At 68.7% G+C, this 13,531-nt stretch carries 14 protein-coding genes and 1 pseudogene; 9 read left to right on the top strand and 6 right to left on the bottom strand.

The window, feature by feature from the left end:
• Window positions 1–121 precede the first annotated feature (121 nt).
• Complete coding sequence (locus K883_RS03940; protein ID WP_008259989.1) at window positions 122–1,411, top strand: protein export chaperone SatS; 1,290 nt, start codon at window positions 122–124, stop codon at window positions 1,409–1,411.
• 26 nt (window positions 1,412–1,437) lie between these two features.
• The gene (locus K883_RS03945) at window positions 1,438–2,421 is read left to right on the top strand and encodes a VWA domain-containing protein (RefSeq protein ID WP_008259990.1); all 984 of its coding nucleotides are present in this window, start codon (window positions 1,438–1,440) and stop codon (window positions 2,419–2,421) included.
• A 33-nt stretch (window positions 2,422–2,454) separates the two neighbouring features.
• Here K883_RS03945 and K883_RS03950 read toward each other — a convergent pair whose 3' ends face one another.
• Together K883_RS03950 and K883_RS03955 are read right to left on the bottom strand one after the other, a co-directional pair.
• The gene (locus tag K883_RS03950) at window positions 2,455–3,462 is read right to left on the bottom strand and encodes a VWA domain-containing protein (protein WP_008259993.1); all 1,008 of its coding nucleotides are present in this window, start codon (window positions 3,460–3,462) and stop codon (window positions 2,455–2,457) included.
• Between the two features lie 48 nt (window positions 3,463–3,510).
• Window positions 3,511–4,530 carry a cupin gene (locus K883_RS03955; protein ID WP_008259998.1) on the bottom strand — a complete coding sequence of 340 codons (1,020 nt, stop codon included), beginning with the start codon at window positions 4,528–4,530 and terminating at the stop codon, window positions 3,511–3,513.
• Window positions 4,531–4,674: 144 nt separating this feature from the next.
• Here K883_RS03955 and K883_RS03960 point away from each other — a divergent pair, with 144 nt between their 5' ends.
• On the top strand, window positions 4,675–5,385 hold the full coding sequence (locus tag K883_RS03960) for a GntR family transcriptional regulator (RefSeq protein WP_008260000.1): 711 nt from the start codon (window positions 4,675–4,677) through the stop codon (window positions 5,383–5,385).
• A 52-nt stretch (window positions 5,386–5,437) separates the two neighbouring features.
• The gene (locus K883_RS27845; RefSeq protein WP_036429473.1) at window positions 5,438–5,890 is read left to right on the top strand and encodes a hypothetical protein; all 453 of its coding nucleotides are present in this window, start codon (window positions 5,438–5,440) and stop codon (window positions 5,888–5,890) included.
• A gap of 18 nt (window positions 5,891–5,908) precedes the next feature.
• Here K883_RS27845 and K883_RS03970 read toward each other — a convergent pair whose 3' ends face one another.
• From K883_RS03970 to K883_RS03980, 3 genes are read right to left on the bottom strand one after another with little or no spacing between them, the layout of a single operon-like run.
• The gene (locus tag K883_RS03970; protein WP_008260006.1) at window positions 5,909–6,997 is read right to left on the bottom strand and encodes an adenosine deaminase; all 1,089 of its coding nucleotides are present in this window, start codon (window positions 6,995–6,997) and stop codon (window positions 5,909–5,911) included.
• Entirely contained in the window at window positions 6,994–8,277 is a 1,284-nt protein-coding gene (locus K883_RS03975) for a thymidine phosphorylase (RefSeq protein ID WP_014712287.1), read from the bottom strand. The genes K883_RS03970 and K883_RS03975 overlap by 4 nt, the downstream gene beginning before the upstream one ends.
• On the bottom strand, window positions 8,277–8,678 hold the full coding sequence (locus tag K883_RS03980) for a cytidine deaminase (protein ID WP_014712288.1): 402 nt from the start codon (window positions 8,676–8,678) through the stop codon (window positions 8,277–8,279). The genes K883_RS03975 and K883_RS03980 overlap by 1 nt, the downstream gene beginning before the upstream one ends.
• Before the next feature lie 272 nt (window positions 8,679–8,950).
• On the opposite strand from K883_RS03980, the gene sdhC reads away from it, so the two are divergent.
• The 5 genes and pseudogenes from sdhC to K883_RS04005 form a co-directional block, all read left to right on the top strand.
• Window positions 8,951–9,289 (top strand): succinate dehydrogenase, cytochrome b556 subunit, encoded by a 339-nt coding sequence (sdhC, locus tag K883_RS03985; protein ID WP_008260009.1) that lies wholly within the window; start codon window positions 8,951–8,953, stop codon window positions 9,287–9,289.
• Window positions 9,286–9,756: a succinate dehydrogenase hydrophobic membrane anchor subunit gene (locus tag K883_RS03990; protein ID WP_008260010.1), complete on the top strand. Its 471-nt coding sequence runs from the start codon at window positions 9,286–9,288 to the stop codon at window positions 9,754–9,756. The genes sdhC and K883_RS03990 overlap by 4 nt, the downstream gene beginning before the upstream one ends.
• 17 nt (window positions 9,757–9,773) lie before the next feature.
• Complete coding sequence (gene sdhA, locus K883_RS03995) at window positions 9,774–11,528, top strand: succinate dehydrogenase flavoprotein subunit (protein ID WP_008260011.1); 1,755 nt, start codon at window positions 9,774–9,776, stop codon at window positions 11,526–11,528.
• Window positions 11,528–12,325, top strand: coding sequence for a succinate dehydrogenase iron-sulfur subunit (locus K883_RS04000; protein ID WP_008260012.1), 798 nt, complete (start codon window positions 11,528–11,530; stop codon window positions 12,323–12,325). The genes sdhA and K883_RS04000 overlap by 1 nt, the downstream gene beginning before the upstream one ends.
• Before the next feature lie 11 nt (window positions 12,326–12,336).
• Window positions 12,337–13,005: pseudogene (locus tag K883_RS04005) on the top strand (carboxymuconolactone decarboxylase family protein); the annotation flags it as partial.
• Window positions 13,006–13,025: 20 nt separating this feature from the next.
• Here the strand turns inward: K883_RS04005 and K883_RS04010 are convergent.
• A complete protein-coding gene (locus K883_RS04010) occupies window positions 13,026–13,520 on the bottom strand; it encodes a PPOX class F420-dependent oxidoreductase (protein WP_008260014.1) in 495 nt (164 codons plus the stop codon).
• Between the last annotated feature and the right edge of the window lie 11 nt (window positions 13,521–13,531).

A 13,531-nucleotide genomic window follows, 5' to 3' on the forward strand; every position in this document is an offset into this window, starting at 1 on the left:
CTCCGCCGCGCTCGCGATCACCACTGGGTCGATGGTGGCGACCCGCTTCACCCGGCTCCGCCGCGCTCGCGATCACCACTGCCCGGCGGCGCCTTGGCCGGTCGTCGCTATTCTGTGCCGCATGGCTGCTGACCTCGTGCCCATTCGCCTGAGCCTGTCCGCCGGCGACCGCTACACCGTGTGGGCGCCCCGCTGGCGTGACTCCGGCGACGAGTGGGAGGCCTTCCTGGGCAAGGACGAGGACCTGTTCGTCTTCTCCTCCATCGCCGACCTGGTGGCGTTCGTGCGGTCCGACACCGACAACGACCTGACCGACCACCCGGCGTGGAAGGCCCTGACGTCGGCGCACGCGCATGACTTCGAGCCCGCCGAGGACAAGCAGTTCGATCTGGTCGCGGTCGAGGAGCTGGTCTCCGAGAAGCCCACCGCGGAATCGGTGTCCGCGCTGGCGGGCACGCTGGCCATCGTGTCGTCCATCGGATCGGTGTGCGAGCTGGCGGCGGTGTCGAAGTTCTTCAACGGCAACCCCAGCCTGGGCACGGTGTCGGGCGGGGTCGAGCACTTCACCGGCAAGGCCGGCGCCAAACGCTGGCATGCGATCGCCGAGATCATCGGGCGCAGCTGGGACGACGTGCTGGGCGCGATCGATGACATCGCCACCACCCCCGACGTCGACGCCAAGTTGTCGGCCAAGGCCGAAGACGAACTGGCCGAGGAGCGCGAAGAGGCCGAGACCGAGGACGCCGTCGAGGAATCCGCGGCCGACGACATGGACGACGACGTTGACGACGACGTTGACGAAGACGACGAGGACGACGACACCGAAGCCCGGGCGGCCGGCGACACCGCGGTGCTCGGCGGCGACAAGGACTTCTGGCTGCAGGTCGGCATCGATCCGATCCGGATCATGACGAGCTCGGGCACCTTCTTCACCCTGCGCTGCTACCTCGACGACGACCCGATCTTCCTGGGCCGCAACGGACGGATCAGCGTGTTCCCGTCCGAGCGCGCGCTGGCCCGCTACCTGGCCGACGAGCACGACCACGACCTGTCCGATCTGAGCACCTACGACGACATCCGCACCGCCGCCACCGACGGGTCGCTCACGGTCGAGGTCACCGACGACAACATCTACGTGCTCACCGGCCTGGCCGACGACCTGGCCGACGGGCCCGAGGCCGTCGACCGGGAGCAACTGGAACTGGCCGTCGAGGTGCTCCGCGACATCGGCGACTACTCCGAGGATCCCGCGGTGGACAAGGCGCTCGAAACCAACCGGCCGCTGGGCAAATTGGTGGCCGCCGTGCTCGAACCCGGCTCGGTCACCAAGCCGTCGCCGCCGTACGCCGCGGCGGTGCGCGAGTGGGAAAAGCTGGAGCAATTCGTCGAGGGCCGGCTCCGCCGCGAGTAGGGCGTTTCACGGGCTAGGTTGGTGACGTGTCGCTTCCCGGAATCGGCCCGCTGCCGCTGTACGGGTTCCAGCGCCCGGCCATGTTGCTGTTCGGTTTGGTGCCCCTGGCCCTGCTGGCCGTCTACGTCGTGGTGCAGGCCCGTCGCAACCGACGGCTGCACCGCTACACCGACGCCCCCGTGGCGCAGTCGCCGTGGCGGCACCTGCCGATCGCCGCGTCGCTGCTCAGCCTGGCGTTGCTGACGATCGCGCTGGCCACCCCCACCCACGACATGCGCATCCCGCGCAACCGCGCGGTCATCATGCTCGTCATCGACATGTCGCAGTCCATGCGGGCGACCGACGTCGAACCCAATCGGCTCAAGGCCGCCGAACAAGCGGCGAGCCAGTTCGCCAGCCAGCTGACGCCCGGCATCAACCTCGGGCTGGTCGGCTTCGCCGGCACGCCCTACTTGCTGGTCCCGCCCACTCCGCAGCACCAGGCGACCATCGACGCGCTCAAGAAGCTGGACTTCGCCGACAGCACGGCCACCGGCCAGGCCATCTTCACCGCCCTGCACGCGATCGGCGCCACGGCGGTCACGGGGGGCGACAATCCGCCGCCGGCCCGCATCGTGCTGCTGTCCGACGGCCGCGAGAACAAGCCGTCGAACCCCAGCGATCCGCACGACGGTGTCTACACCGCGGCGCGCCTGGCCAAGGACGAGGGCGTGCCCATCTCGACGATCTCGTTCGGAACGAAGGGCGGCGAGATCGAGATGGACGGGCAGCGCGTCGCGGTCCCGGTGTCGACCGACCAGATGAAGACGATCGCCCGGCTCTCCGGCGGGCAGCCCTACACCGCCACCAACATCGGCGAGCTCAACAAGAGCTACAACGCGATCGAGAACGAGATCGGCTACCGCACCGTGCCGGGACCCGGCAGTTCCGGCTGGCTACGCCTGGGGGTGCTCGCGGCGCTGATCGCGACGGCGTTGGCGCTGTTGATCAACCGACGCCTGCCGACCTAGCGCCCGTCCACCGACCGAGCCCCGCCCGGCGGGTCAGGCGGGCAGCCTGCGGTTCAGCAGCAGGCCGGCCAGCACGGCGCCGGCCATCACGACGGCACCGAGCAGCATCCACGCCAGGCTCGCGTCGCCCTTGACGGTTTCGTAGCCGATCTGGCGCTGCAGCGTCGTGTACACGTTCTTCAGCGAGTCCAGGCTGTCGGCGTGGAACGCCTCGCCGTCGGTGATCTCGCAGATCTTCTGCAGGGTCTGATCGTCCACCGGGACCGGAATGGTGGCGCCCTCGTAGTCGACGGTCCCGTACGGGGTGCCGAACGAGATCGTCGAGATCTGCACGCCTTGGCCCTTGGCGGCCCGGGCGGCGGTGAACGCCCCCTGCGGAGCGTTGGGGTCCAGCGGCACGTTCTCGGCGCCGTCGGACTCCAGCACGATCCGCGCCGGCGGCGGGCCTTCGCCGCCGCCCATCACCGAGCCGACCGTCGCGATCGCCTGCAGCGCGGTGAAAATGCCTTCTCCCGTAGCGGTTTTCGGGGCGGGCTGCAGACTGTCGATGCCCGACTTCACCGCGCCGCGGTTCGTCGTCGGGGGCACCAGCAGCGTGGCGTTGGCCGCGAACTCCACCAGCCCCAGGTTGATGGCCGGCGTCAGCTGATCGGCGAACTGCTTGCCGGCCTCCTTCGCCGCGGCCAGGCGGTTGGGCGGAACATCGTTGGAGGCCATCGATTCCGAGACGTCGATGACGAGCATCACGACCGCCCGGTTGAGCGGGATCCGCACATCCGACGTCGGCCCGGCCATCGCCGTGGTCAGCAGCACCAGCGACGTGGCCAACAGGATGGTCGGCACGTGCCGCCACCGGCTCGGGTGCGGCGGGGCCACGCGCTCCAGCACCTCCATGTTGGCGAACCGCAGCACCCGGCGACGGCGGGCGAATTGCTGCACGACATAAAGGCCGATCACCAGCAGCACGGCCAGCAGCGCGAGGAAGAACCAGGGGTTCTGGAATCCAGTCAGCGACACCGGGCCCAGCAGCGGCACCTTCATGTCGAGCCACACTAGGCGTCGAATCCGGGCCCCGCATCGGGCCCCGGCTCAGCCCGCGGCGAGATCGCGGCGCTGGGTGAACTTGATGTCGAGGCTGCGCAGGTGGGTCTGCAGCCCGGCGTCCTGGACCGGGATCAGGTGGGCCGGCTCGTCGGTCTCGTTGTAGTGGGCGTGCCACATGCCCGGCGGGGTGGTGAAGGCGCCACCGGCCTGCCAGTCCACCCGGATCGGATCGACGATGTCGCCGCGCGCGTCGAGACGCGTGCCCAGCAGCGTGTAGCAGCCGGCCGCGGGCGCGTCCAGGATGAGGTCCAGCGCGACCGACTGGTGCCGGTGCGGGCGCTGGACCTGATGGGGCGGAAGCACGCCGAACATGGCCCACAACACGTGCGTGATGGTCAGGGTCTGCTCCTGCTCGGCGTTGGCCAGCAGGACACTGACGCGGCTCTTCTCGTTGGCGCCGGGCCGCGACGCGATCTCGGTCAGCTTGGCGACGGCGTCGGCGCGGCGGAACTTGGTCGCGCGGAAGCGGGGCCGGGTCGCGTCGGCGCCGAGGTAACGCATCAGGGGCTCGTCGTGCACCCAGTACATGGCCGTGTCCGCGCCGGCATAGAACACCGAGTGCGCGCCGGCGGGCAGCGTCACGAAGTCGCCCTTCTCCCACTCGATCAGGCGGCCGTTGACCGCCGCGAACCCCCGCCCGTAGAGCACGTAATACAGCTGCGAGGTGGCGTTGGGGTGGGTGTCGACGTGCTCGTTCGCGCGAATGGACACGAAGTTGGCCAGCAGCGCGGGGCTGGTCGCCGCGCCGGCCGGGCCACCCAGCTCGGCCGACAGGTCCAGCGGGATCACGCCGGTCGGCGCGTCAAGGTAGAGCTCGGGACCGAACCGCCGGATCGGCACCCGCGGGGTCAGCCCCGAGCCGATCGGGTTGGCGGCCCTGGAGTACTCGAAGTATTCGGCCTGCTCGGCCCACTCTTCGAACCGGCCCTCGAACGCGTACTCGGCGACGTTGACCATCGGCGCGGGGACCGTCGGGTCCAGGTTCGGGGTCGCTAGCTGCTGCATGTCGGTCTCCCTTGCCGCTCAGGTGTATCTGGTATCTAAATAGTATTTATCTTGTATCTAAGCGTCAAACGTCCCAGCTAGACGCGGTCGGTGTACGGTCAATTGGTCGGTTGAGATACGACTTAGCTACCAGAAGGGCCGGGTGTGGCGGCGAAGGACAGGCGGACGGGGACGGCCAAGGACCGCGCGCTGGACTACGTCAAGACGCGGGTGCTCACCGGCGAGTTCCCCGGCGGCGAGCTGATCAGCGAGGGCGACGTGGCCAGCGCGCTGGGGATGTCGCGCACGCCGGTGCGCGAGGCGTTTTTGCGGCTGGAGGCCGAGGGGCTGCTGCGCCTGTATCCCCAACGGGGGGCCCTGGTGGTTCCGGTGTCGCCCGACGAGGTGCGCGCGGTGATGGAGGCGCGGCTGGTGCTCGAGCAGTTCGCGGCGGGCAAGGTGATCGGGCGCGGCGGCGCCGCGTGCGCCGCCGTGTTCGGGCGCCTATCCGGCGAGCTTGCCCGGCAACGCGACGCGGCCGCCGCGGCGGACTGGCGAGAATTCGTGGAGGCCGACCGCGCCTTCCACGCCATCACGCTGCAGGAGTCGGGCAACGCCATCCTGTCCGGCTTCTACGCGTCCCTGCGCGACCGCCAGATGCGGATGATCGGCGAATCGACGCTGCGCGACCCCGACCGGGTGGCCACGATTCTCGAGGAGCATCGGGGTATCGCCGAAGCCCTGCGCGACGGCGATCGCGCGCGAGCGGCGACCGCGGTGCAGACCCACCTGGCCGGCACGGTGCGCGCCATCGGCCTGTCGGTCGACCCGGATCCGTTATGGGCTACCGGATCTGGCCGCGATGGAGCAGACTGATCGAATAACGCGGGGGCGCAGCGCTCCCGGTCCGCATATATCGGGGGGAACGATGACCTGGGTGACGGCCTCGCGGTTGCGCGGCACGATGACGAAAACGGTTGTGGCCCTGTCGATTCTGGGGGCGGCCACGACGATCCCGGCGAACGCGGCACCCGGCTTCGCGCGCACACCCGCCGCGCCGCTCGACGATCCCGATCCCGGCCTTCCCACCAACCCGTCGGATCCCCGATGCGCGGGGATGCCGGGGCTGGCGCAGTGCCAGGGCGGCCCGTACGCCATGGGCGGGGCACCCACCGGCCCCGCGGATTTGAGTTGCATCAGCATGCCCAGCGACCCGGTGTGCGCGGGTGGCCCGTACGCCCCGCCGCCACCGCCGCCCATCGCGCCGCCACCGGAACCGCCGGCGCCCATGGCCGCGGCACCGATGGCCCCGCCGCCGATGGTGGAGCCACCTCCCATGCCGGCGGCCGACCCGTCGATGGGGATGCCCGGGCACATCTGAGAACGCCGCACCGGCGGCTCAGCCGATCAGCACCGCGTACCGCGGCTTGATCACCTCGTCGATGATGGCCAGCCGCTCGTCGAACGGGATGAACGCGGACTTCATCGCGTTGATGGTGAACCGTTCGAGGTCGCTCCAGCCGTAGCCGAACGCCTCCACCAGGCGGAGCATCTCGCGGCTCATGAAGGTATCGCTCATCAACCGGTTGTCGGTGTTGACGGTCACCCGGAACCGGGCGCGGGCCAGCAGGTCGAACGGATGCTCGGCGATGCTCTTGACGGCGCCGGTCTGCACGTTCGAGCTCGGACACAGTTCCAGCGGAATTCGCTTGTCCCGCAGGATCGCCGCCTGCTGACCCAACCGGACCTGTCCGTCGGGCAGCACGTCGATGTCGTCGACGATCCGCACCCCGTGCCCCAGCCGGTCGGCACCGCAGAACGCGATCGCCTCGTGGATGGACGGCAGGCCGAACGCCTCGCCGGCGTGAATGGTGAAGCGCGCGTTGTGGTCTCGCATGTACTCGAAGGCATCCAGGTGGCGCGTCGGCGGGTTGCCGGCCTCGGCGCCGGCGATGTCGAAGCCGACAACGCCCTTGTCCCGGAACCGGATTGCCAGCTCGGCGATCTCGCGGGACACCGCCGCGTGCCGCATCGCGGTGACCAGTAGGCGCACCACGATCGGACGGCCCGCGCCGGCACAGGCCTTCTCACCGTCGGCGAATCCGGCCAGCACGGCATCGACGATCGCGTCGAAGGACATCCCGCGGTCGATGTGCAGCTCGGGTGCGAACCGCACCTCGGCGTAGACCACCGAGTCGGCGGCCAGGTCTTCGACGCACTCGTAGGCGACGCGGTGCAGCGCCTCGGGGGTCTGCATCACCGCGACGGTGTGGGAGAACGGCTCCAGGTAGCGCTCCAGCGAGCCGCTGTGCGAACGCGTGCGAAACCACGTCGCCAGCTCGTCGACGTCGGTGGCGGGCAGCTCGTCGTAGCCGGTCTGCCCGGCGATCTCCAGCACGGTCGACGGGCGCAGCCCGCCGTCGAGGTGGTCGTGCAGCAGGGCCTTGGGGGCCTTGCGGATCTGCTCGAGGCCCAGCGGCGCGGTCATTGCGAGATCCGATCGATGATCAGCGGACGCGAAGCCGGGGCGGCGTCGCCGACGCCGAAGGCGCCGTCCAGCTCGGCGAGCGCCGCGCCGAAGCGCTCCGGGGTGTCGGTGTACAGGGTGAACAGCGGCTCACCGGCCGTGACCGGCTCGCCGGGGCGGCGATGCAGCCGGATGCCGGCGCCGAACTGCACGCGATCGCCCGGACGGGATCTGCCCGCTCCGAGCCGCCAAGCCGCCAGCCCCACTGCCATCGCGTCGATATCGCCCATTGTGCCGCCCCGGGTGGCAGTCACGGTCTCGGCATGCCGAGCGATCGGCAGCGGCACCGACAAATCGCCGCCCTGGGCGGCGACGAGCTGGCGAAACCGGTCCATCGCGGTGCCATCCCGCAGTGTCTCGGCGGGATCGCGGCCGTCGACGCCGGCCAGCTCGAGCATCTCGGAGGCCAGCCGCAGCGTCAGCTCGACGACGTCGGGCGGCCCGCCCCCGGCCAGCACCTCGAGCGACTCGGCGACCTCGAGGGCGTTGCCGACGGTCGCGCCCAGCGGGGTGTTCATGTCCGTCAGCAGCGCGCGGGTGGGCACCCCGTGCGCGGCGCCCAGCGCGACCATGGCGCTCGCCAGGTCGCGGGACTGCGCTTCCGAGTCGGTGAACGCCCCGGAACCGACCTTCACGTCGAGCACCAGCGCGCCGGCCCCCTCGGCCAGCTTCTTGCTCATCACCGAGCTCGCGATCAGCGGCAGCGACTCGACGGTGGCGGTGATGTCGCGCAGCGCGTACAGCTTGGCGTCGGCCGGGGACAAGTCACCGGCGGCGAAGATGGCCGCGCCGAGGTCGCGCAGTTGGTCGCGCACCCGCCGGTTGGACAGCGCGGCGGTGAATCCGGCGATGGATTCCAGCTTGTCCAGCGTGCCGCCGGTGTGGCCGAGCCCGCGGCCCGACGCCTGCGGCACCGCGGCGCCGCACGCGGCGACGACGGGCACCAGGGGCAGGGTGATCTTGTCCCCCACCCCGCCGGTGGAGTGCTTGTCGACCGTGGGCACGCCGAGGTCGCTGAAGTCGAGCCGCTCGCCCGAGGCCAGCATCGCCGACGTCCACCGGGCCGTCTCGCCGCGATCCATGCCCCGCAACAGGATCGCCATCAGCAGGGCCGCCATCTGCTCCTCGGCCACCCGGCCGGCGGTGTAGGCGTCGACGACCCAGTCGATGGCGGCGTCGGACAACCGGCCGCCGTCGCGCTTGGTCCTGATCACCGTGGGCGCATCAAAGGCGGGCGGCATCAGCGACGCCCGGCGGCCACGTCGTCGGGACCGAAGGCATCCGGCAGCAGGTCGCCGAGCCGGCGCGGCCCGCGCGGATGGTCGATCAGCAACTCGGGACCGCCGTGTTCGAGCAGCACCTGCCGGCATCGCCCGCACGGCATCAGCACCGATCCGCGCTGGTCCACGCACGCCAGCGCGACCAGCCGGCCGCCGCCGGTGGAATGCAGGGCGCACACCACGGCGCACTCGGCACAGAGACCAAGGCCATATGAGATGTTCTCCACATTGCACCCGGTGACCACGCGGTGATCGTCGACCAGCGCGGCCGCACCCACTGCGAACCGCGAGTACGGCGCATAGGCCCCTTCGGATGCCTGGATTGCCTTGTCCCGCAACGTTTTCCAGTCGATCTCCGGCATCGCGCAACCCCGCTCGTCGGTGGCCGTTTCCGACAGTCACCCTAGCCGCAAAACGGCATTTCGCTTGACGGACATTGACGCAAGCCACACCGTGCGCGAGCTAAGCTCAAGTGCCCGGCGTGACTGTCGCGCAACGTCGCAAGAAGGTCGCAAGAAGGCTGGTGAGGACTGGGGTGACTACACAACCGACAACCGCGGATCCGGCGGCACCCGCACCGGCGACCTCGCGCAAACGCAGGCCGCCGCGGACCCTCTACCGGGGCGATCCCGGCATGTGGTCGTGGGTGCTGCATCGCATCAGCGGCGCGACCATCTTCTTTTTCCTGTTCGTGCACGTCCTGGACGCGGCGATGCTGCGGGTCAGCCCGCAGACCTACAACGCGGTGATCCACGACTATCAGATGCCCATCGTCGGCCTGATGGAATACGGCCTGATCGCCGCGGTGCTCTTCCACGGCCTGAACGGGATCCGGGTGATCCTGATCGACTTCTGGTCCGAGGGCCCGCGCTACCAGCGCCTGATGTTCTGGATCGTCGGCGTCGTGTTCCTGCTGCTGATGGTCCCGGCCGGCGTCGTGACCGTCATCCACATGATGGAGCACTTCCGATGAGCAGCCCCGACCTCCAGCTGACCCGCGGCCAGACGGCGCCGGTCAAACAACGCAGCTACGACCGGCCCGCCAGCCTGGACAATCCCCGCTCGCCGCGGCGCCGGTCCGGCATCCCCAACTTCGAGAAGTTCGCCTGGCTGTTCATGCGGTTCTCGGGCATCGCGCTGTTCGTGCTGGCGATCGGCCACCTGTTCATCATGCTGATGTGGGACAACGGCGTGTACCGCATCGACTTCAACTATGTGGCGCAGCGCTGGGCGTCGCCGTTCTGGCAATTCTGGGACCTGGCGCTGCTGTGGCTGGCGCAGCTGCACGGCGGCAACGGCCTGCGCACGATCATCGACGACTACAGCCGCAAGGACAGCACCCGGTTCTGGCTCAACAGCCTGCTGTTGCTGTCGATGGGGTTCACGTTGGTGCTGGGCACCTACGTGCTGCTGACGTTCGACCCCAACATTCACGCCTGACGGAGGGAGGCTGACCCGTGATCCAGCAACACCGGTACGACGTGGTGATCGTCGGCGCGGGCGGCGCAGGGATGCGCGCCGCGGTGGAAGCTGGTCCCCGGGTGCGCACCGCGGTGCTGACCAAGCTCTACCCCACCCGCAGCCACACCGGCGCCGCCCAGGGCGGCATGTGCGCGGCGCTGGCCAACGTCGAAGAGGACAACTGGGAATGGCACACCTTCGACACCGTCAAGGGCGGCGACTACCTCGCCGACCAGGACGCGGTGGAGATCATGTGCAAGGAAGCCATCGACGCGGTGCTCGACCTGGAAAAGATGGGGATGCCGTTCAACCGCACCCCCGAGGGCCGCATCGACCAGCGCCGGTTCGGCGGACACACCCGCGACCACGGCAAGGCCCCTGTGCGCCGGTCCTGTTACGCCGCCGATCGCACCGGCCACATGATTCTGCAGACGCTGTACCAGAACTGCGTAAAGCACGACGTGCAGTTCTTCAACGAGTTCTACGCGCTGGACCTGGTTTTGACGCAGACGCCGAGCGGGCCGGTGGCCACCGGCGTGGTCGCCTACGAGCTGGCCACCGGCGAGATCCACGTCTTCCACGGGAAGGCGATCGTGCTCGCCACCGGCGGTTCGGGCCGCATGTACAAGACCACCTCCAACGCACACACGCTGACCGGCGACGGCATCGGCATCGTCTTCCGCAAGGGACTTCCCTTGGAGGACATGGAGTTTCACCAATTTCACCCGACCGGCCTGGCCGGTTTGGGCATCCTGATCTCCGAGGCCGTGCGCGGCGAGGGTGGCCGGCTGCTCAACGGCGAGGGTGAGCGGTTCATGGAACGCTACGCACCGACGATCGTCGACCTGGCACCGCGCGACATCGTCGCTCGCTCAATGGTTTTGGAAGTCCTGGAGGGCCGCGGCGCCGGCCCGCACAAGGACTACGTCTACATCGACGTCCGCCACCTCGGCGAGGACGTGCTCGAGGCCAAGCTGCCCGACATCACCGAGTTCGCCCGCACCTATCTGGGCGTGGACCCGGTCAAGGAGCTGGTCCCGGTGTACCCGACGTGTCACTACGTGATGGGCGGCATCCCGACCACCGTCACCGGACAGGTGTTGCGGGACAACACCTCCACGGTCCCGGGCCTGTACGCGGCGGGCGAATGCGCGTGCGTGTCGGTGCATGGCGCCAACCGGCTGGGCACCAACTCGCTGCTGGACATCAACGTGTTCGGCCGCCGGGCCGGCATCGCCGCCGCCAATTACGCACGGGGACACGACTTCGTGGACATGCCGCCGGATCCGGCGGCGATGGTCGTCGGCTGGGTGGGCGACATCCTCTCCGAGCACGGCAACGAGCGCGTCGCCGACATCCGCAACGCGTTGCAGCAGTCGATGGACAACAACGCCGCGGTGTTCCGCACCGAGGAGACGCTCAAGCAGGCGCTGACCGACATCCACGCCCTGAAGGAGCGCTATTCGCGAATCACCGTGCACGACAAGGGGAAGCGATTCAACAGCGACTTGCTGGAAGCCATCGAGCTGGGCTTCTTGCTCGAGCTGGCCGAGGTCACCGTGGTCGGCGCGCTGAACCGCAAGGAGTCCCGCGGCGGGCACGCCCGCGAGGACTACCCCAACCGCGACGACGTCAACTACATGCGCCACACCATGGCCTACAAGCAGGGCACCGACCTTTTGAGCGACATCGCGCTGGACTTCAAGCCCGTGGTGCAGACGCGCTACGAACCCAAGGAACGGAAGTACTGATGACGGACGTTGCAGAGCCGCAGGCCGAAAGTCTGGAACCGCCCCTTCCGCCGGTTCCCGACGAGGCGGTGATGGTGACCGTCAAGATCGCCCGGTTCAACCCCGACCAGCCCGATGCCTACGCGGAAACCGGTGGCTGGCAAAGCTTTCGGGTGCCCTGCCTGCCCAGCGACCGGATGCTCAATCTGCTGATCTACATCAAGAGCTACCTGGACGGGACGCTGACCTTCCGGCGCTCCTGCGCGCACGGCGTGTGCGGGTCGGATGCCATGCGGATCAACGGTGTCAACCGGCTGGCCTGCAAGGTGCTGATGCGCGACCTGCTCCCCAAGAAGGCGGGCAAATCGCTGACCATCACGGTCGAGCCGATCCGCGGGCTGCCGGTCGAGAAGGACCTCGTGGTCGACATGGAGCCGTTCTTCGACGCCTACCGCGCCGTCAAGCCGTACCTGATCACCACCGGCAACCCGCCGACGCGCGAACGCATTCAGAGCCCGACCGACCGCGCCCGCTACGACGACACCACCAAGTGCATCCTGTGCGCGGCGTGCACCACCAGCTGCCCGATCTTCTGGCACGAGGGCAGCTACTACGGCCCGGCCGCGATCGTCAACGCCCACCGGTTCATCTTCGACAGCCGCGACGAGGCGGCCGCCGAGCGCCTGGACATCCTCAACGAGGTCGACGGCGTATGGCGGTGCCGCACCACGTTCAACTGCACCGAGGCCTGCCCGCGCGGCATCCAGATCACCAAGGCGATCCAGGAGGTCAAGCGCGCGATCATGTTCTCGCGCTGACCGGCCGCGTCTGCTCGTCACACATCGCCGGGCTGTCTCGTCTGAGGGGTATGACACAGAAAACCCGCATCGAGCCCCTGCCCCCCAAGCGCGCCGGATTGCTGATCCGGGCCATGTATCGGATAGCCAAGCGTCGCTACGGCCAAGTTCCCGAGCCGTTCGCCGTGGCCGCGCATCATCGCAAGCTGATGACCGCGAGCGCCATGCACGAGGCGATGGTCGAGCGGGCGTCGAAAACCCTGCCGGCCAGCGTGCGTGAGCTGGCGGTGTTGTGGACCGCGCGCCAGATCGGCTGCTCGTGGTGCGTCGACTTCGGATCGATGCTGCAGCGTCTGGACGGCCTGGACGTGGAGCGGCTCAAGGAGATCGACAACTACGCCACCTCGCCGGCCTATACCGACGACGAGCGCGCCGCCATCGCCTATGCCGACGCGATGACCACCGATCCGCACACCGTCACCGACGAGCAGGTCGACGACCTGCGGGCCCGCTTCGGCGATGCCGGGGTGTTCGAGCTGACCTATCAAATTGGGTTGGAGAACATGCGCGCGCGGGTGAACACCGCGCTAGGCATCACCGAGCAGGGCTTCAATTCGGGTGACGCGTGCCGGATTCCCTGGGCTAGCGACGATCGCAAGCGCGGCGTAGCCGGGCGCAGCGGGTCGTCGCCAATTGGCTAGCGAACCAGGGCGTGGGCTGATCAGCCCTCCTGGGCGGGCTCGATCTCGATATAGGTGGTCGGAATACTGAGCGCCGCGCTGCCCTTGTCCAGAGTGCGCTCGAACAACTTCATCGGCAGGCTCCAGTTCGCCGCAATCACCTTGTACGCGTGGGCGTGTTCGGACTCGGGCAAGATCCTGGCCTTTCCGGCGACCGCTTGCCCTTTTGGCTTGCCCCGAAGACTGCTGGGCACCACAACGACACGCGGATTGTTGTTGATCCGCTTCACCTTTCCGGTGGACGCATCCGTTCGCACGTAGATCTTTCCGTCTGCGACACCGTGGTTTATCGGGCTCGGCATCGCCTCGCCGGAACGCTTGAACGTCACCAACAAGATTTGCCGCGTTTTGTCGAAACCGGTGAAGTCCTTACCTTGCGGGGACACAGCGCCGACGTCGAAGGCGCTGCGGTGGCGCATCATGTCCATACCGCGGAACATCAATTTGCCCATCGTTTCGGTGACGCTGCCGCCCATGTGCTCTCTCT

The organism is Mycobacterium sp. TKK-01-0059 (assembly GCF_000709305.1).
GTDB lineage: Bacteria > Actinomycetota > Actinomycetes > Mycobacteriales > Mycobacteriaceae > Mycobacterium > Mycobacterium intracellulare.